The following is an 18,150-nucleotide window of genomic DNA, read 5'->3' as shown; positions in this document are numbered from 1 at the left end:
ACCGAACCGCGATGCGCCTGTCACCGACGTCCGCGATCGAGATCCTCCGCGCCCCGCTGCCGCTGCCGGATCGCCTCCGGGCGTCGCGTCCGGACGGCGGGCCTGCACCAGGCGCCTTGGCGCGCTGGGCGGCGCCGGCGCTCTCGCTGCTCCTGTCGGCTTGCGGGGCATCGGATCCACCGCCGGTGCGGGAGACGGGCTGCCCTCGTTGCACCGGGGCCGCGCGGGTCGGCGCGCTCCCGAAGGGCGACATCGACGAGTGCTCCGGGGTCGTCGCCAGCGGGCTGCACCCGGACACGCTCTATGTTCACAACGACCACGGCGATGACCCCCGCTTCTTCGCGATCGGGTTCGGCGGCGCGCTGCGGGCCGAGGTGACCGTGGCCGGCGCGGCCGCGGTCGACTGGGAGGACATCGCGCGCGGGCCCTGCCGTTCGGGCGGGGGCAGCTGCCTCTTCCTCGCGGACATCGGCGACAACGACGGCGAGCGCGACAGCTATACGATCTACGGCGTGCCGGAGCCGGACACGCTCGGAGGAGGGCCGCTCGCCTCGACCGCCGAGGTGTTCGTGCTCTCGTACCCCGACGGAGACCACGACGCGGAGACGCTGCTCATCCACCCCGCCACCGGAGCGCTCACCGTCGTGACGAAGGTCAACAAGGGCACCTCGAGCGTCTACGAGCTGCCTGCGCTGCCCGCCGCGGGCGCGCCGGCGACGCTCGTCCGGACGAGCTCCATCGAGCCGCCCGCCGGGAGCGCGCGCTTCACCAGCGGCGACGTCCACCCGGACGGCACGGGCGTGCTGCTGCGCACCTCATCCCACGTGTTCTACTACCCCATGACACCGGATCAGACGGTGGCGCAGGCGCTGGCCGAACCGCCCTGCGTGCTGCCGTCGCCCGACGAGGAGCAGGCCGAGGCGATCACGTGGGTTCCCGGTGGATGGGACTACGTGACGGTCGGTGAAGGGAAAGAGGAGCCGATCCACCGCGTGTCCTGCCAGGCGCCCTGAATGGCACCCGAGGTGCCGAGTCCGCGCCGGTCGTTGCTCGCGGCCCGATGAGGACACGGCTTCTCGGTGAACGAGGCTTTCGGTATCCTCATCCTCCTTCCACCACCGAGTCCGCAAGGAGGACCCTCATGTCGCAACACAGGAAGGCTGCGGCCGCGCTGCTCGCCATGGCGCTGCTCGATGCCGGCTGCGCGTCCCCCGAGCAGGACACGCCCTCCGGCGCGACGGGCGGCGGATCCACCTCGGTCAGCTCCGCGTCCAGCGCGAGCGGCGGAGCGTCGTCGAGCGAAGCCAGCAGCGCGTCGACAGGCCAGCCGCCCGTCAATCCGGGCGAGGTCGACTGCCGCACCCCCGGTGACGGGAAGACCACCCTGGCCTTCGTCAACAAGTGCGACCAGCCGCTCCAGTTCCTGGGGAGCAGCATCGACGGTGGGGAGCTCGGCCCGGGGCAGTTCGCGTGCCGCGACGTGGGCACCAGCGAGGAGCCGCTGTCGTCCCTGCGCTACTGGGCATACGCCGGGTCGGACCCCGGCGGCGGCCGACACACGCTGGCCGAGATGACCCTCAACACCGATTTCAACGACTTCGATTGGTACAACATCAGCCACGTGGACGCGCACAACCTCCCGATGGCGATCGTGCCCGTCGGCCTGCCGGACTGCCGGACGCTGTCGTGCCCGACGAGCCTGCTCGCAGCGTGCCCGGAGGTGGGTCGCTACAAGGACGCGGGCGGCGCGACGATCTCCTGCGTGAGCCCTGACCGGGACGATCCCGCGAACCCCGTGGCCGCGTACTTCGAAGAGCAATGCAAGGACGCGTATTCGTGGTCCGGGGATGATCAGGAGTCGATGGCCGCCTGCGCCGGAGAAGACTACGATATCGTGTTTTGCCCCTGACGTGCTCCCTCACGTCGCGTGCTGCACCCGCACGTCAGGGCCGGCGCACCGCGGATTGGCACCCGAAAGGCCGCTCAGAGGGTGATCCAGAGGCCGGCGAATACGTGCTCGCCGCGGGGCGCCGGGCGGGTCACGGCACCGCGTGGCCGTCGACCCGGAGCTGGAACAGGAAGTACGGCGGGATGCAGGCGCCCTCGCCCGAGCTCGTCCTGGCGCACACGTAGTCCTCGCGGCAGGGCGCCTCGCTCGAGCAGCGCCGCAGGCCCGCTGGGGTGACGTGGCGGCTCAGGCACTCGGTGAACACCGTCCCGCGGGCGAGGCAGCGGTTGAACGGGTCGAGCACGGCGATGGCGCCGCAGACGCCCTCCTCCGGGAGCGCGACGCAGCTGCTCGTGCACATGCCGCCGGGGAACCCGACGGGGCTCGTGTTGCACACCGCCGCGAGCGGGCACGCCCCGCGCTGCGCCGCCGCGACGCGATCGCGGTGCGGGTCGGCGTGGGGGACGACGGCGCCGACCTGGCACGGATCGCCGACCTCCGGCGCCGCCGGCAGGCAGACACCGACGGTCGCGCGGTCCTCCTCGGGCGCGTCGTACGCGGAGCACACGAGCCCTTCCGCGCAGGCCCAGGCCGCGAAGCTCGGGTCGCCCAGCCCGCAGCGCGCGCCGTACCCGCCGCGCGCGCCGTCGCCTCGCTCGGGATACGGCACCTCGTCGTCCGGGGCGGCGCCCCGAGCGATGGCCTCGACCACCGCCCGCCGGCGCGGGAGATCGCCCGCGAGGTGCGCGGACTCGACGGTGAACAGCGCGTCGTGGACGCGGCCGGGGGGCTCCTGCCCGAGCAGGTGGAAGCCGGCGACGGACCCGCTCTGGTGGCACCCGGGGCAGGTCATCTGGTCGAGCCGCCGGAGCAGCCCCTCCGGCGAGCGGACGCGCGAGAGGCCGCCGAAGTCGACGCCCGCGAAGTCGCGCGGCTCGAACAGGACACGGAAGGGCCGGTTGGCGCGGCGCGCGAGCCCGTGGGGCGTCGCCGACAGCGCCTTCGTGGCGAGGAACTCCTCGGGCAGGAGCGCGGTCCCCTCGTCGAGGCGCGCGAGGTTCTCGGGGGCCGATAGCCACGCGCGCAGCCGCTCGCGCCGCGCCGGGTCGCGCGAGAGCCGGGCGACGTCGGGGGTGTTCTCGAGGGCGAGCGGCGCGTAGCGCCCGGCGCGGGCGTCCCAGCGGAAGGCGCGGAGCACGTACTCCGCGTGCCCGCCGAGGTCCGGGCGCACGGTGGAGGGCCAGCGGACGCTCTGCAGGTTCACGACGAGCCGCGCGAGGTGCGCGCGATGGGCGGCGCCCGGGGCGAGCGGGCCCTCGGGCGAGGTGAGAAAGCGGACGAGATCCGGCCCGGAGAGCGCGCCGGCGCGCGACCAGGCCTGCGCGAGCCGGCGGCACGAGCGCGCGTCGCCGGCGGGCGCGAGCAGCTCGAACGACGCGGTCATCGGGAGGCGCGAGGCGGCGGCGGGGGCCGGCGTGGCGACGGAGGCGCCCGCAGCGGACGTGGCGCCTGCCGCGCCGCCCGGGGTCTTCGCGGCGTAGGCCAGCCGGTACACGAGGCGGGTCTCTCCACAGGCGGAGGCGTCGAACGGGCGGCGATCCATCCGGTTCACCACGCCGATGAGCTCGAAGCGGGCGCCCTCGGCCGAGAGCCACCGCTCGTCGAAGAGGCGGTGCGCGTGGCGCGCGATGCTCGTCCCGCTCCTCGGATCGGCGCGCTGGACCTGCCGCAGGTCCTCGGCGAGCACGCGCGCGATCGAGGCGAGCTCGGCGGTGCGGGAGAGCGCGGAGAGCGAGGCCGGCGCGCGCGGCGCGCCCGTGAGCACCGAGCCGAAGTCGAGGCCCGCGGCCTCGAGCTCGGCGAGCACGGCAGGGTCCGTGAGGAGCAGGAGAGGCCGCGCTTGCGGCGGGGTTCCCTGCGGCGCGGCGGCGGGCTGCGGCCCTCCCGCGGCGAAGCCGCCGGAAGCGGCCGGAGAGGGCGGCGCGGCGGGCGGCCGCCCCCCTGCCCTCCCGACATCCTGGCGCGCCGCGGAGGGCCCCTCGGATGGCCACCACGAGCACCCGGCGATGCCGGCGCTGGCCACCAGCGCGGCGAGGGCGAGGGCGTGACGGAGGCGGCGGGGGCGCACGCTGCCAGGCTACACCGGCGCGCGCCGCGACGATCTCGAGGCGATCTTGACGGAGCGAGCAAACCGAGCCGGGTCGCGGTCGACGTACCCACACGGCGTGTGGATACTGTTCCCCATGCAGCACGCCGCGCTCGCGCGCCGGCTCCGCCACGTTCGCGCGCCTTCCCCGCTCCACTTCCCGGAAGAGGCCCTCGTGCCGGAGACCAAGCGCCACCTCGAGATCAGGACCCTGCTCTATGTCGTGCTCAAGACCTTCGCGGATCGCGCGTCGATCGGATCCGACCAGTTCGTCTACTGGTCCGCGTCGGATCCGAGCCGGTGTCTGGCGCCGGACGCCTTTGTCCGGCTCGACACCCCTGACACACCGTTCGGCTCCTGGAAGACGTGGGAGCGTGGTGCCCCTGAGCTCGCCGTCGAGATCGTGAGCGAGCACGACTCGGATCCGCAGACGTGGGCCGACAAGCTCCGCAAGTACCATGAGCTCGGCGTGCTGGAGCTCGTCGCGTTCGATCCTGACGCCGCGCCAGGAGAGCGGCTGCGGGTCTGGGATCGCATCGACGACGATCTGATCGAGCGCGTCGTCGAAGGGGAACGCAGCCCATGCACCGTGCTCGATCTGCACTGGGTCATCGCCCCTGCCGCAGGCCAGCCGGCGGCGCTCCGTCTCGCCCGCACCCCCGACGGGGCGGAGCTCGTCCCGACCCCTGAGGAGGCGGCGCGACGCCGCGCCGAGGCCGAGCAGGCCCGCGCCGAGGCCGAGCAGGCCGCCCGCGCGACGGCGGAGCGGCGCATCGCCGAGCTCGAGGCCGAGCTGCGCCGACGAGGCGGCTGACCCCGTCGGGTGAGGGGAAGCGCTGCTGACGCCCGGCAGAGGTGCGAGGAAGCGCTGCTGACGCCCGGCAGAGGTGCGAGGAAGCGCTGCTGACGCCCGGCAGAGGTGCGAGGAAGCGCTGCTGACGCCCACGGGTCATCGGGGCCGTCGGGCGCGCGCAGGCGCGGAGGGCGCCTCGATCCAGCGGCGGAAGAGGCGGGCCTCGCCCGGCGGGAAGAAGGCGGTGGGCGGCACCTCGGCGTGGTAGCGCCGGAACGCGGCGCTGAAATCCGCAGGATCGCGGTCGAACCACGCCTCGGCCTCGGGCGAGCCGCGCAGGAGCCGCTCGAAGCGCAGCCGCGCCACGAGCAGCGCCGACATCCTCACGCCGTCCTCGTCCGCGCCGAGCAGCGCCTTCCGGAGCGCGGGCGGCAGCGCCGGATCCTCGGCCGCGGCGCGCAGCGCGGCCACGGGATCCTCGGCGGTCATCGCGCGGGCCACGAGCGCTTCGTAGCGCGCGTGCGCCTGCGCCCCGCTCAGCCGCGCCGGCCGCGCCGCCGCGCCCTCCGCTGCCCCGCCGCGGGCCTCCCCTGCCCCGCCACGGGCCTCCCCTGCCCCGCCACGGGCCTCCCCTGCCCCGCCACGGGCCTCCCCTGCCCCGCCGCGGGCCTCCCCTGCCCCGCCGCGGGCCTCCCCTGCCCCGCCACGCGCCGCGCGCCCCGCCGCCCCGCCGCCGGCCGCCTGCGTCACCCGCGCCTCCCGCGCCGGCCGAGCGCGCGCCGCGCGCGGCGGAGCTCCTCCCGCACGGCGGCCGCGTCGTCCGCGCCGTGCACCGTGCCCTCCATGCGCTCGAGGGTCACCCCGCGCAGGTTCGGGCAGCGCGGCGCGACCTCGTCCAGGAGGCGCCACACCGGCTCCGGCACGGCGTCGTCGTGGCCGTCGAGCCGCAGCACCCGTCCCGAAGGCAGCCAGCCCGGATCGCTCGGGCCGCCGCCGGAGAGGTGGATCTCGATCACCCGGGCGAGATCGAGCCGCGCCACGTACTCGGCCGGATCGAAGCCGAAGTTCTCCGCCATGGTGTGGACGTTGTGCAGGTCGAGCAGCAGGTGCGTCCGCGGCGCCCTCAGGATGCGCTCGAGGAAGCGCGGCTCGTCCAGCGGATTGCCGAGCACGAAGTAGCTGACGCTGTTCTCGACGCCGACGTCCTCCACGACGTCCTGCATCGCCCGGAGCGCGCGGCGGGCGACCGCGGCGCTGTGCGCGCTCATGGGCATCGGGAGCGGCAGCCCGGCCGAGAGCCCGGCGGGCGCGCTGATCCCGAGGTGATCGGTGTACCAGCGGAACCGGAAGATCGCGTGGTCGCGCCGGAGGGCCGCGAGCCAGCGGGCGCGCCGGCCCGCGTCGGCGGCCGAGGCGCCGCCGAGCGACCAGCCGACGCCGTGGGCGACGAACGGCCGGTCCGACCGGCGCGCGAGCTCGGCGAAGCGGCGGTGAAAGCCGTTCTCCTGGAGATCGGCCTCGGCGGCGTCCGGCACGCGCCAGAGCGTCTCGGGCGCCACCTCGTAGTAGTCGGCGTCGCGCAGGATCACCTCGGCCAGCAGGTCGAGGAACGCCGCGTCGGGCTGGAGCGTGAGGCCGACCGGGATCAACGCGTGGATGCCCCGCGCCCGTCGATCGAGAAGAAGTACAGGAAGCGCCGTGACTTGGAGGGCACGTGCCCCATGCCGCAGGCCATGAGCCCGCTGTCCTTGGCCCCCTCGACGTCGATCCCGCAGCCGCTGGCGATCGCCCACTGCGCCCCCGCGGGCGGCGCCTTCACGAGCCGCGCGCGCACGCTCGCGGCCCGGGCCTCCACGTCGCGCGCGTCGGCGCCAAGGCCCTTCCGGAGCAGCGCCCCGAGCGCGCCGATCCGCTGCGCGGCGATCGTGTCGTCGTGCTTCAGCTGCTCCTCCCGGCCCCCGGACGCCATGCGGCGCATTCCGTCGTAGCTCGGGAGCGCGACGTCGAGCTGCGTCGCGACGACAGGCACCTTGTCGGTCCTGACAGCCACCATGAGCGGCTCCCCGTTGCCGGCGCCGGGCACGAGCTTCTTCAGATCGGCCATGGTCGCGCAGACGACCTCGACGCCCGCGAGCGGGGCGAGATCCCCGTCCGCGCCGAAGTTGAGCAGCTCGCCGAACGCGTGGCCGCGCTCCCACTTGGCGCTGTCGTCGGCAGGAATGACGAAGACGAGCAGCGCCCTGCTCGCCTGCCGGGCGCGGCGGAACGCGGCCGAGACCTGGACCAGCGACCCCGCGGCGGCCACCGGCTTGCCCGTCTCGTCGCACGCGGCGCCATCGCCGAACGCGTCGCGGATGAACGCGGGCCACGCGGTGGCCGCGAGCCCTGCTGCAGTCGCTCCCAGCAAATGCCTGCGCTTCATGGTCACTCCTCACCGCCGTTCCCGAGCAGCCCGCTCTCCGCCTCGCCACGCCCCGAGGGCTCGGGCGCGAGTGGCGCGAAGGCCTCCCAGCCCAGCTGCATCAGCCTATCCCGATCCCGGCCCAGCACGATCGGCGCCGCCCCCGCGGATCGCAGCGTCACGCGATCGCCCGCGGCCGAGTAGTCGCCGGTCGCGACCACCTCCCCGGTGCAGCGGTCCTCGAGCGTGAAGCCCCCGGACGCGTCCAGGAGGAGCGTCCGCAGCCCCGCGGCGTAGAGGCCGACCAGCTCTGCCTCCGCGCTGCCAGGCTCCAGCGCGCCGCCTCTGGCGGCCGCAGGCACCGCGGCGAGCGCGTCCAGGGCGTCCTGCGCCGCCGAGGGCGCGAACGCGGCGGGATCGCCGGGATCGCGCTGCGCGTCCGGCAGGGCCTCGAACACGCCCTCGGGCGGATCGAGGAAGGAGCCACGCTCCAGCAGATCCGGCGCTGTGAGCGTCCACATGCCGTCGCGGCGCGGGGAGATCTCGCCGCCGACGAGCGCCGCGAGCGCCGCCGCGGCCGCTTTGCTCGCGTGCAGCGTCAGGCGGTCGTCCCGCGCCTCCTCCCCCAGCGCGAGCCATCGGATCTCGCCCTCGACGCCGCGGACGTGCGCGAGCATGCCCCCGCGCAGCGCGATCCGCTGCGCGCCCTCCGGGCCGCGCAGCACGGCCGTCTCTTCCACGTCGAGGGCGACCGGCAGGATCGGCGCGCCTTGCCAGCCGTCGCTGGCCACGGTCCAGCGAGCGCGCGCCGCGGGATCGAGCAGCACGTACGCGGTCGCGTCCGGAGCGTCGATCGGCTGGGCACACCCGGCGGAGAGCAGCGCCGGACAAAGAAGGGAGAACGCAAGGAAGAGACCACGACGTCTGGGCATCGGGCGGAACCTCCGGGGAGCTGAGACGCCCCACGGCGATGAAAGTTTCATCGACCACGAGGGCCGCGCCCAGCCCGTGATCGCCCGGGGCGAGCCCCGAGCGGCGAGGGGCACGGCCCTCCGCTTCACCTCCACGCCGTGCATCGGTATAACGAGGTAGCCATGAGCGCCGACCCGTCAGGCCTGAGACGGCCCAGGCACCCGATCCCCGAGTTCGTCAAGACCGCGCTGAACGAGCGTGGCCTGATGAATGCTTACAAGGCGCGCCCTGCCTACCAGCAGAACGATTATATCGGTTGGATCAATCAAGCAAAGCGGCAGGACACCAGGGAGAAGCGCCTCTGCCAGATGCTGGATGAGCTCGAAGCCGGCGGTGTTACCATGAACATGAAGCATCCGGCATCGGAGAAGACGTGAGTTATCCCGCGGAAGGAAACAGCGAGTCCATGTTGGCCTACGTGTTCTGGCACTGGAGGCAACCGCAGGCCGCCGCGGGCGAGTACGAGCGCCGGCAGCGCGCCTTCCACGCGGCGCTCGCCCGAGCGCCCGCGCCGGGCTTTCTCCGGTCGTTCAGCGTCGGGCTCTCCGGGGCCCCGTGGGCGGCCGGCGGCGGCGACGTCTACGAGGACTGGTACCTCGTGCAGGATTTCGGTGCGCTCGGCGCGTTGAACGAGGCCGCGGTCTCCGCCAGCCGGTCGGCGCCGCACGACGCGGCGGCCGCGCTCGCCGGCGGCGGGGCCGGGGGCCTGTATCGCCTGCGGGGCGGGGTTGCGCTGAACGCGCCCGGCTACGCCCACTGGTTCGGCAAGCCCGACGGCGTGTCCTACGGTGAGCTGTTCGCCCGGCTCACGCCGATCCTGGAGCAAGCGAGCGCCGGCCTGTGGATGCGCCAGATGGTGCTCGGACCCGGCCGGGAGTTCTGCTTGCATGCGGCGACCTCCGTATCGCTGCCCGCGCCGTTCGATGCGCTCGTCCTCCCGCTCCGGCCAGCCTGGCCGGCGCTCGACGACACGGGCATGACGCCGGCGCGCTGAGGAAAGCCGCGACGCCGCTCGAGGGGGCGTTCGATCGCGTCTAACTCGAGCTCTTCTCCCTCGTGCGGCGGGCCCTTGTCGACCTCGGCATGCCCGAGTCGCTCGTCGCGCTGGCCCGCTGATACGACAGCGCCCGACAGCAGCGAACAGCACGAGCGCTCCGAGGGAGGCTTGCCGACGTGCTCCCGCGTTCCGTGTACACTACGCGCCATGAACCGCTTCCTGCTGATGAGTGTGCTTGCTTTGTCCGCGTGCAGCCCCGAAGCTCGGGACTTCGCTCCTGGGAGCTCCGACGCCGCGAGCTCGGGGACCTCCGGCGGGGGCGGAGGCGTCGCCGTGGCCGCGGCGGGGACCGGAGGCGACGACGCGCCCGGCTGCCAGGATGGCCTGTCCTTCTGCGGCGGCGCCTGCGCGGACAGGACCTCCGATCCGGAGCACTGCGGCGCTTGCGGCCATTATTGCCTGGGAGCGCCGTGCGTGGCGTCGCGCTGCCAGCCCCTCCTCCTGGCGTCGGGCGGCGTCGAGCCGACGGACATCGTGGTCGACGACACCACGGCGTACTGGGTCGATCCCGTCGCTCGACAGGTGATGACGGTGCCTGTCCGCGGCGGCAATGCGGAGTTCCTCTTCATGGGAGACCCCCCCTTCGCCCCCCAGAGCATCACGCTCGACCCCTCCAGCCAGATCTATTTCACCGACTCAGGCCTCGAGATCATCATGATGGCGACGTACGAGGGCGATTCCACGGTCCTCGCGGACGGACAGACATACCCCATGGGCATCGCGGTCGACGCCGAGAACGTCTACTGGACGAGCGCCGACCAGGGCACCGTCATGAAGGTGCCCGTCGCGGGCGGCGCCCCGGTCGCGCTCGCGGAGGGGCAAGACTCGCCGCTCGGCATCGCGGTCGACGCGACCCACGTCTACTGGGTGAACGAAGGAGGCACGGTGATGAAGGTGCCTGTCGCGGGCGGCGCCCCCAGCGCGATCGCGGACGGGCAGGTCAAGCCGCAGGACATCGCCGTGGACGCCGCCGCCGTCTACTGGACCAATGACGGAGGCACCGTGATGAAGGCTCCGCTCGAGGGCGGCCCCCCCTTCGCGCTCGCGGAGGGGCAGCGCAACCCGCGGAAGCTCGCGATCGACGCCGAGAGCGTCTACTGGACGAACGACGACGGCACCGTGAAGAAGGTGCCCATCGGAGGCGGCGATCCCGAGACGCTCGCGACGGGGCAAGATCATCCGCTGGGCATCACCGTGGACGCGACAAGCGTCTACTGGACGAACAGCGCCGCAGGTACGGTGATGAAGCTCCCGAAGTGACACCCCGCTTGCCAGGGGCCCGGTTCGAGCGCGACGATCGGCGCCTCCATGAAGCGCGCCGCCCTCCTCCCGATCGCCCTCGCCACCGCGTGCGCCGGCCCCCCGGCCCCCCAGCGCGCTCCCGTCGCGCCGCTGCCCGCGGCGCCGCGCCCCGCCGTCGCCGCGCCCGCGGTCGTGGCGGCGCAGCCCGCGAGCGCGCCGGCAGAGCTCACCTTCGTGCTGAGGATCGCCCATCCGAAGCGGACCTGGGCGAACGCCGCGCAGCTCGTGCCGAGCAGCGCGCTCATGTTCACCATGGGCTCGACGGAACCCACGCGCGTGCTCGAGGGAGCGGTGGGCCCGGACCTCGCCGGGATCGTCGATCTCGACAGGCCGATCGACGTCGCCTTCCTGGGCACCACGGGCGCTCACGCCGTTGCCTCCCTGTCGGTCGCGGAGCAGGAGGTGCCGCGGCTGGCCGATCGCTTCGTGCTCAAGGAGCTCGAGGAGCACCCGGGCCTGTTGCGCGTCGAGCGCGCGCGTGACGCCGATCCCGACGAGGAGGCGCCGCCCTGGGCCTGCGCCTTCGATCCGGGCGAGCGGCGGGACGGCGCGCGCCTGCTCTGCGGCGAGGACGTGGAGGACATCGAGGCCGCCGCGGCCTACCTCGTCCAGGTCGTGGCCCGGGAGCCGCTCGACGCGGACGCGCGGATCGAGCTCTCGGATCGGACCCTCCGCCAGGCCGTGGAGGAGGCGAGCGCCGCGGACGAAGCGGACGAGGACGACGGCCGCGCCGGGGCGCTGGGCGAGGAGCTCGCCGCGGGGTTCCTGCGCGACATCGAGCGGTTGAACGTCGACCTCACGTGGGGCCGCGCGGACATCGAGGTCGGCCTCACGCTGCGCTTCGCGGGCCGGCGCTCGCCCCTCACGCTGGCCCTCGCGCCGGCCGCCGCGCAGGACGCCGCGCCGCCGCCGGCGTTCTTCCGCCTCCCGGCCGACACGGCGGTCGCCTTCCACACGCAGGGCGCGTCGCGCGCCGAGCTCACCCCGCTGCGGGAGGCCGTCTTCAAGGCGCTGCGCGACGACATGATCGACGACGGCTACGACGGGACGCGGCTCGATCAGGTCCTCGCTCGCCTCGAGACCCTGGCCCTCACGGGCGGCCCCCTCGTCGTCGGCGCGGGCGCGAACGGCGCGGCAGCGGAGAAGGCGCTCGCGGCCTACCAGCGCGACAAGGGCGCGCCGCGCGCGCGAAAGGCGGCGCGCCTCGCGCTCCAGGGGTGGGTGCTGGCCTCGGTCGAGGAGCCGGCGCAGACCTGGATCTCCGGGGTGAAGGAGCTCCTCCAGCGCGGCGATGAGCTCGACAGGTTCAAGCGGAGCGCGCCGAAGGACGGAAACACCGCTCAGGCCGCGGGCAAGCCGAAGAAGGACGACGAGGACAAGCAGAGCACGACGCACGCGATCGTCCGCGCGCCAGCCTCGCTGCCCGCGGGGACGCTCCACGTCGAGCTCCGCTCCAAGCCGCTCACGAAGGACGCCCCGCCCGCGCACACGACCCACCTCTATGTCGTCCCCGCCGGCCAGCGGACGTGGCTCGGGACCAGCGAGGACGACGCCGCCCTGGTGGCTCGGCTGCGCGTCGCGGTGGATCCGGCGCGCGACGAGGGCACGCTCGGCGCGGCGCCGGACATGGACGTGCTGCGGAGGCGCGGGACGCTGGCCGGCGGGCTCTTCTCGCTGGTCGGCTTGACGCTGCTCGCGGCGAACGGCGACACGCCCGAGGCGCTGGACGAGGCCGCCAGGGATCTCGCCGCGCTCGCGGCGCTGCCGGCGCGCGGCGGGGTCGCCGTCCCGCTCGCCGTCACCTCCGAGGTGCTCGGATCCGGCGCGGCCCGCGTCGACGTCCGCGTACGGCTGACCCACGCCGGGATCCAGGACGCGATCGCGCTCCTCGCCCGCTGACGTCGACCCACGGCGCGAGAGGCCCGGACCGCGCTCGTGGCAGCGTCACATCGAGATGTTGATCGTGGGCGACTGGTCCGTCGTCCAGGCGCTGACGCCCGGGAAGTAGGTCGTCTCCTCGTCGCCGCCCCGGGTCGTGTGGATCTGATACCGGCGATTCGCTCCGCAGTTGAAGAGCGCCCCATAGACGACCGATTTCGTCTGACCGGCGCCGACCGACTCGGACGAGGTCTTCGCGAGCTTGTCCCACGTGCCGCCGGACACCTTCACCTTGCTCTCGTCCCAGTCGACCGTGAACGGCCGACTGCCGGAGTTGTGCACGCGCACCGTGATCTGGCAGCCGGCCACCGCGTCGTTCGGCGCGCTCGCGGCGATCGCGGCGCCGATGGGCAACGCGAGGGCAGCGGCGATCAAGGTCCGGCGAATGAGCACATGTCGTTCGAACATCATGGCGAGTTCTCCTGGGGTGGCGCTGCCGTCGATTCATCTCGACGGCTCGCTCGCGCAGGGACCTCAGCAACCGGCAGGCCAGAGGCGAACTCGCGCCGAACCGCGAAGATTGAGCCTCGTCTCGGCCGCGCGCCGCCCGCCTCCGCTGCGCGGAGGTGCTCGCGCCGCGCCCTCGGGCGCCTGCACGCGCCGCTGGCCAGGAGCGCCGCGGGTGACACATCGCCACGAGGGTGTCACGTGACACCCTGTGGCAGGTGAGCCAGCGGCCCGGCGCGCCTCGCCGTCAGCCCCACCCCTCCAGCACCAGCTTGCCCACCGCCTGCCCCGACTCGATGCGGGCGTGCGCGGCGCGCAGGTTCGCCGCGCTGATCCGGCCGAAGTGCTCGCGGCGCGTCGTGCGGACCCGCCCCTCGTCGACCCACGCCGCCACGCGCGTGAGGATCGCCCGCTGCGCGGCCATGTCCGCGGTCTCGTAGAGGGACCGCGTGAACATGAGCTCCCACGCGAAGGTCGCGCTCTTCGACATGAGCTTCCCGAGATCGAGGGGCGCCTTCGCCTCGACGATCCCCACGATGCGCCCGCGCGGCGCCACGAGATCCGCCATCGTGTCCCACCACGCCTCGGTGCTCTGCGTGTTGAAGATGAGCTCCACGTGCTGTATCCCCGCGGCCTCGAGCTGCGGACGGAGCGGCGCCCGGTGGTCGACGAGGACGTCCGCGCCGAGGGAGCGCGCCCACGCCCGGCTCTCCTCGCGCGAGGCGGTCGCGACGACCCGCAGCCCTGCGGCCTTGGCGAGCTGCACCACCATCGAGCCCACGCCGCCGGCGCCGCCGAGGACGAGCACGGCGCTCCCCGCGTCGCGCCCCTCGGGGTCGACGCCGAGGCGCTCGAAGAGCCCCTCCCACGCGGTCAGCGAGGTGAGCGGCAGCGCCGCCGCGTCGGCGAACCCGAGCGACCGCGGCATCGGCGCGGCGATGCGCTCGTCGACGAGGTGCACCTCCGCGTTGCTGCCCGGCCGCGCGATGCTGCCGGCGTAATAGACCTTGTCTCCCGGCCGAAACACGGTGACGTCCGCGCCGACCGACTCGACGATGCCGGCGGCGTCCCAGCCGAGGACGCGCGGCGGGTTCTCGACCCGGGGCTTCGGCGCGCGGACCTTCACGTCGACCGGGTTCACGGCCACCGCGCACACCCGCACGCGCAGATCGCGCGGCCTCGGCGCCGGCTCCGGCAGCTGGAGATCGAGCAGGCTCTCGGGGTGCTCGATGGGAAGGTAGCGGTGGACTCCTACGGCATGCATGGTGTTGCTCCTCTGCGGGACCGGCAAGAGGCCCCGTCACGCGCCGCAAGGTGACCCTCGCCGGCGCGACGGACAATCCACCCGCGGCGACGAAGATCTGTGAACGCCGTTCACAGATCGCCCCGGTCGCATCCTTGCCACTGCCTCTCTCCGAAGGTACCATCTGTTACTGCTACGGCATGCGAAGAGGCTTACTCCCGTTTCTCTTGTTCATGAGCGCTGGCCTCGCGTGCCAGCCGGTGCCCTCCGGGTCGGACACGGGCGTCGAGGAGCCGCTCCCTGACGATGGCAGCGACCCCGACCCGCTCTGCCCCGGCCCCGTCGAGCCGGACACGAAGAAGGCGGCCCTGCCTTCTTCCTTGCGTGGGAAAGCCGCCCAACCTACTTCTTGGTGCGAGAGCCGTCTCCGCTCGAACAGCTCGAGGAGATCACCATGCCATGGTATGTCTATTTCGCGTACTTCTTCGGTGGGGCGTTCCTCGCCAATGCGCTCCCCCACCTGATCGCCGGCGTGTCCGGCCAGCCGTTGCAGACCCCGTTCGCATCACCGCCGTTCAAGGGGTTGTCGCCGCCGGCGGTGAACGTGGCCTGGGCGCTGGCCAACCTCGCCTTCGCGTACCTCTTGCTTGTGCGCGTCGAAGCCCTCGACCTCCGGAGCTGGTCTGACGTGGGTGTCTGCTTTCTCGGGTTCGGCGCCATGGCCCTCCAGTGTTCTCGTTCTCTCGCTCGCCTTCGCGAGCAGGCCCTCCCCTGACCTGCCCCGTCGCGAGGCGGTCCCACAGGAGCTCGGCGCACCGCCTCTCAACGTGCGTCGTCAGCGCCGCGCACGAGGATGACGCGGGTCTTCGACAGCCCGTCGTGCAGGCCCACGGGCGCGTCGCCCCGCTTCAGGAACGTGAACGCTTCGAAGGGGATGAACCGGCACAGGGTCCGGATCGCGATCCGACCGAGGCCTGCGCGGCTGCCGTCCTCCATCACGACCCGCGTGCCCGTGACGAGCTTGCCCAGCGTGGCGCCGAAGATCGCCTCCATCGAGACATAGTACGCGAACATCATCACGAGACCGAGCAACGTATCGTTGACCTGCTCGAACACCTCGGCGCCGCCGAGGAGCCCCAAGATCGCGCCCGCGAGGAACGTGAACAGCATCGATCCCATGTAGTCGACGATGAGGTTCGCGAACCGCCGGCCGCCGCTCGCGAGCCGCAACCGCGAGCGCTCCTCCGGTTGCAGCGCCGCGGGCGCGTCTGCCCTGGGTGCTTCGTAGGGGTTGTAGCTCTCGGCGGGCTGGGCGGTCGGAGAACTCATGAGACCTCTCGATGCGGGTTGGGTGACGTCGCGGCGCAGCGCTCGAGGGCAGACTGCCCCCGGAGTCGACGCGCCCAACCGCATGCTACGCCCCGCAGGCGACGGCGTGAAGACAGCCCCTTCGGCCCGGCGATGAAGGAACGATCAAACCGGACACGCTTTTCGGAGCGTGGACGGATCGCAAGGGCGACCGGCGGCGCGGCGCCGGATCGAGCTCACCGCCGAGCACGAAGTCGACGCTCCCCGCTGCCTTCGTCCTACACGGCGTCCCGGCCAGCGGAGAGCACGAGCTCGTCGGCCTCGCGGAGGGAAGCAGCCAGCCTGCGGCTTCAGAGATTGATGACCAGCATGGTCACGGCTTCGCCGTCGTCGTACACGATGTCGGGCCTTTCGTCCCCGTTGAGGTCGCCGACACCGAGAGACAGGCCCTCCCGGCTGTTCGCCTCGTCGAAGGTGTGATCTTCGCCGAACGCCGTCCCCTCGCTGACGACCAGGTGGATCACGCCGTCCATGGCCCAGTTCGCGACGACATCGTCTCTCCCGTCACCGGTGAAGTCGGCCATCGCGGTCCTGGCATGGTGATTCGCCGACACCTGGTGCTCGGGCCCCTGGGTGAAGCCGCCCGCGCCGTCGCCGACGAGCACGCGCAGCCTCCCGTCGAGCATGGCCACGACCAGGTCCTGGTCGCCATTGCCGTCGAAGTCCCCGACGGACACCGACGACGCCTTGGAAGGCATCGCGAAGGCGGTCGGTGAATCGAGGCCCCCCGCCCCGTCTCCGAGCCAGACGCTGACCTTCCTCTGGTCCCAGTGAGCCGCCGCCAGATCCTCGTTGCCGTCGGCGTCGAAGTCCCCCACGGCGAGCGCAACCGGAGAGTCGGCGGGCACCGTCGCTGCCGCCACGAACCCGCCCGCGCCGTCCCCCAGGAAAATGGTCACGTCCGAAGCACCGCCGGATGCGAGATCTTGATGCCCATCCCCGTTGAAATCCGCGGTCGCCAGACAGAGCGCGCTCGCCGGATCGATCTCGACCGCGGGCAGAAACGTCGCTCCCGGCCCTCCCACGGCGAGCGACAGGCCCCACACCTCCGCCGCAACGTCGGGATCGCCATCCTCGTTGAAGTCGGCGACGACCGCCGCGGCGTAGTAATCCCTGGGCGGCAGCGCCCAGACGGGCTCTTCCAGCCGCCCCGTCCCCTTGCCGCGCATCACGCCCAGCCCCTCGCCCGAGCCCCCGCCGACATTGCCGAGGAGGACGTCGGCGCGGCCGTCCTGATCGGCGTCGCGGACGAAGATCTCGGTCAGGCTGCCGCCCTCGAGGGGCTCGGAGACGCGGACCTTCTTGACCGAGCAGACCGCGTTCAGCGGCGATTGGCTCGGGTTCGGGACGAGGCGACAGGTATCCTCGGCGTCGTAGACACCGTCCCCATCCTCGTCGAAGAACCTGTCGATGTCCGGCACCTCGGCGGTCGAGCCCAGCTCCTCGAGCCGCTCGCCCAGGAGATCCTTCACTTCATAGCGATCCAGCGCCGAGGCCGCGCCGGCGAGCTCCGCGACGAGCGCGGGGTCGAGCGCGCCGTCGCTCGCCAGATCGAGCGAGAGCTGATTCACGAGCTCCTGCATCGTCGCGTCGACAGAGCCGTGCTCACCCGCCTCGAGGAGGGCAGCCTCGAGCACCACGGCGCCGACGGCGAGGAGGTACGCATTGGCGTCGCCGTCGCCCCCGAGAGCGTTCATCTCGACGCCGCCCGCGTGGGGGTCGAAACCTGCCGGGCCGATGCCGAGCGCTGCGCGGAGCTCACCCTCTGCCTGCTCGACCGCAGCCGCGAGATCCCCGCTGCCCTCGGCGAGCCGCCTGGCCCGCTCGTAGCCGAGGTGCGTGATCAGGTTGACGTACGCGGTCTGCTCCGGCGCATCGCCGGCAACGTCGAACAGCGCGCGCAGCGTCAGCGGGGCGCCCGAGAGGCGGCCGGTGACCTCGTTGTAATAGAACCCTTCGCTCACGATCGAGACCGGACCGGGGTGAGCGAGAGCCACTTCAAAATGTCCAAGGTCGTCGCCCGTCGCCGTGATGAACGTCTGTCCCGTCGGGGTCAGGTCATGACCGAGGACCGAGATCACCACCGACGAGCCGACCACGAACGGCCCCTTCTCGACGGCTCCCGTGAGCTGCACAGGCCCCGCGCCGCCCGTCCCTCCCCCGGTCGCGCTGCTGCTCGCGCCCGCGCCACCCGTCCCTCCCCCGGTCGCGTTGCTGCTCGCGTCCACGCCACCCCCGGTCGCGCTGCTGCTCGCGCCCGCGCCGCCCGTCCCCGCCGCGCTGCCGCTCGCGTCCACGCCGCCTGTCCCCGTACCGCCGGCGGGCGAGCCCGTCGTCCCGCCCGCCTCCGGGCTGGAGGGCGCTGTTTCCCCACCGCATGCGCCCAGCAACGCAGAGACGGCAACCGCAAACAGGGCGCGATTCGACCTCATCGTCATGCTCTCAACCTAGCATCGCAAGCAGCGAAGCGTCGCGATGGCCGCCAGTTACCGCCGCCCCCCGCCGCGCGACGAGCTCTTTCCCGGCGTCGCTGTC

General features: G+C 73.0%; 18 protein-coding genes. 8 read left to right on the top strand and 10 right to left on the bottom strand.

The features are described from left to right. Positions 1-11 precede the first annotated feature (11 nt). Together WMF11_RS00845 and WMF11_RS00840 are read left to right on the top strand one after the other, a co-directional pair. On the top strand, positions 12-1,013 hold the full coding sequence (locus tag WMF11_RS00845; protein ID WP_437976095.1) for a hypothetical protein: 1,002 nt from the start codon (positions 12-14) through the stop codon (positions 1,011-1,013). Between the two features lie 128 nt (positions 1,014-1,141). Continuing rightward, the gene (locus tag WMF11_RS00840; RefSeq protein WP_437976094.1) at positions 1,142-1,909 is read left to right on the top strand and encodes a thaumatin family protein; all 768 of its coding nucleotides are present in this window, start codon (positions 1,142-1,144) and stop codon (positions 1,907-1,909) included. 130 nt (positions 1,910-2,039) lie between these two features. Here the strand turns inward: WMF11_RS00840 and WMF11_RS00835 are convergent, their stop codons facing one another. After that, positions 2,040-4,076 carry a hypothetical protein gene (locus tag WMF11_RS00835; protein ID WP_437976093.1) on the bottom strand — a complete coding sequence of 679 codons (2,037 nt, stop codon included), beginning with the start codon at positions 4,074-4,076 and terminating at the stop codon, positions 2,040-2,042. A 115-nt stretch (positions 4,077-4,191) separates the two neighbouring features. On the opposite strand from WMF11_RS00835, the gene WMF11_RS00830 reads away from it, so the two are divergent. Further along, on the top strand, positions 4,192-4,908 hold the full coding sequence (locus WMF11_RS00830) for a Uma2 family endonuclease (protein WP_437976092.1): 717 nt from the start codon (positions 4,192-4,194) through the stop codon (positions 4,906-4,908). A gap of 135 nt (positions 4,909-5,043) precedes the next feature. On the opposite strand, the gene WMF11_RS00825 is transcribed toward WMF11_RS00830, so the two are convergent. The 4 genes from WMF11_RS00825 to WMF11_RS00810 are packed head-to-tail and all read right to left on the bottom strand — an operon-like array spanning position 5,044 to position 8,220. Further along, positions 5,044-5,637: a hypothetical protein gene (locus WMF11_RS00825; protein WP_437976091.1), complete on the bottom strand. Its 594-nt coding sequence runs from the start codon at positions 5,635-5,637 to the stop codon at positions 5,044-5,046. Next, on the bottom strand, positions 5,634-6,536 hold the full coding sequence (locus tag WMF11_RS00820; RefSeq protein WP_437976090.1) for a DUF692 domain-containing protein: 903 nt from the start codon (positions 6,534-6,536) through the stop codon (positions 5,634-5,636). The genes WMF11_RS00825 and WMF11_RS00820 overlap by 4 nt, the downstream gene beginning before the upstream one ends. Next, the gene (locus tag WMF11_RS00815; RefSeq protein WP_437976089.1) at positions 6,533-7,309 is read right to left on the bottom strand and encodes a hypothetical protein; all 777 of its coding nucleotides are present in this window, start codon (positions 7,307-7,309) and stop codon (positions 6,533-6,535) included. Before WMF11_RS00815 ends, WMF11_RS00820 begins: the two co-directional genes overlap by 4 nt. Positions 7,310-7,311: 2 nt before the next feature. Then, entirely contained in the window at positions 7,312-8,220 is a 909-nt protein-coding gene (locus tag WMF11_RS00810) for a hypothetical protein (RefSeq protein ID WP_437976088.1), read from the bottom strand. Positions 8,221-8,382: 162 nt separating this feature from the next. On the opposite strand from WMF11_RS00810, the gene WMF11_RS00805 reads away from it, so the two are divergent. The 3 genes from WMF11_RS00805 (at position 8,383) to WMF11_RS00795 (ending at position 10,577) form a co-directional block, all read left to right on the top strand. Further along, a complete protein-coding gene (locus tag WMF11_RS00805) occupies positions 8,383-8,637 on the top strand; it encodes a YdeI/OmpD-associated family protein (RefSeq protein ID WP_437976087.1) in 255 nt (84 codons plus the stop codon). After that, positions 8,634-9,254 carry a hypothetical protein gene (locus tag WMF11_RS00800; RefSeq protein ID WP_437976086.1) on the top strand — a complete coding sequence of 207 codons (621 nt, stop codon included), beginning with the start codon at positions 8,634-8,636 and terminating at the stop codon, positions 9,252-9,254. The genes WMF11_RS00805 and WMF11_RS00800 overlap by 4 nt, the downstream gene beginning before the upstream one ends. 210 nt (positions 9,255-9,464) lie before the next feature. After that, a complete protein-coding gene (locus WMF11_RS00795) occupies positions 9,465-10,577 on the top strand; it encodes a hypothetical protein (protein WP_437976085.1) in 1,113 nt (370 codons plus the stop codon). Here WMF11_RS00795 and WMF11_RS00790 read toward each other — a convergent pair. Next, positions 10,529-10,873 carry a hypothetical protein gene (locus WMF11_RS00790; protein WP_437976084.1) on the bottom strand — a complete coding sequence of 115 codons (345 nt, stop codon included), beginning with the start codon at positions 10,871-10,873 and terminating at the stop codon, positions 10,529-10,531. The genes WMF11_RS00795 and WMF11_RS00790 overlap by 49 nt on opposite strands. Between WMF11_RS00790 and WMF11_RS00785 the strand changes: the two genes are divergently transcribed. Then, the gene (locus WMF11_RS00785) at positions 10,872-12,518 is read left to right on the top strand and encodes a hypothetical protein (protein WP_437976083.1); all 1,647 of its coding nucleotides are present in this window, start codon (positions 10,872-10,874) and stop codon (positions 12,516-12,518) included. The two genes, WMF11_RS00790 and WMF11_RS00785, sit on opposite strands and share 2 nt — an antisense overlap. 45 nt (positions 12,519-12,563) lie before the next feature. Here the strand turns inward: WMF11_RS00785 and WMF11_RS00780 are convergent, their stop codons facing one another. After that, complete coding sequence (locus WMF11_RS00780) at positions 12,564-12,968, bottom strand: hypothetical protein (RefSeq protein WP_437906486.1); 405 nt, start codon at positions 12,966-12,968, stop codon at positions 12,564-12,566. A 283-nt stretch (positions 12,969-13,251) separates the two neighbouring features. Next, complete coding sequence (locus tag WMF11_RS00775) at positions 13,252-14,268, bottom strand: zinc-binding alcohol dehydrogenase family protein (protein ID WP_437976082.1); 1,017 nt, start codon at positions 14,266-14,268, stop codon at positions 13,252-13,254. A gap of 391 nt (positions 14,269-14,659) precedes the next feature. Here WMF11_RS00775 and WMF11_RS00770 point away from each other — a divergent pair, with 391 nt between their 5' ends. Continuing rightward, a complete protein-coding gene (locus WMF11_RS00770; protein WP_437976081.1) occupies positions 14,660-15,022 on the top strand; it encodes a hypothetical protein in 363 nt (120 codons plus the stop codon). Positions 15,023-15,069: 47 nt separating this feature from the next. Here the strand turns inward: WMF11_RS00770 and WMF11_RS00765 are convergent, their stop codons facing one another. Together WMF11_RS00765 and WMF11_RS00760 are read right to left on the bottom strand one after the other, a co-directional pair. Further along, positions 15,070-15,576, bottom strand: coding sequence for an RDD family protein (locus WMF11_RS00765; protein ID WP_437906483.1), 507 nt, complete (start codon positions 15,574-15,576; stop codon positions 15,070-15,072). Between the two features lie 329 nt (positions 15,577-15,905). Continuing rightward, positions 15,906-18,047, bottom strand: a complete 2,142-nt coding sequence (locus tag WMF11_RS00760; RefSeq protein ID WP_437976080.1) for an FG-GAP repeat domain-containing protein — start codon at positions 18,045-18,047, stop codon at positions 15,906-15,908. Positions 18,048-18,150: the final 103 nt, after the last annotated feature.

It is taken from the genome of Sorangium sp. So ce295 (assembly GCF_051527405.1).
Classification (GTDB): domain Bacteria; phylum Myxococcota_A; class Polyangia; order Polyangiales; family Polyangiaceae; genus Sorangium; species Sorangium cellulosum_B.
Note: the sequence above shows the minus strand (reverse complement) of the source record. Positions and strands in the feature narration are given on the sequence as shown.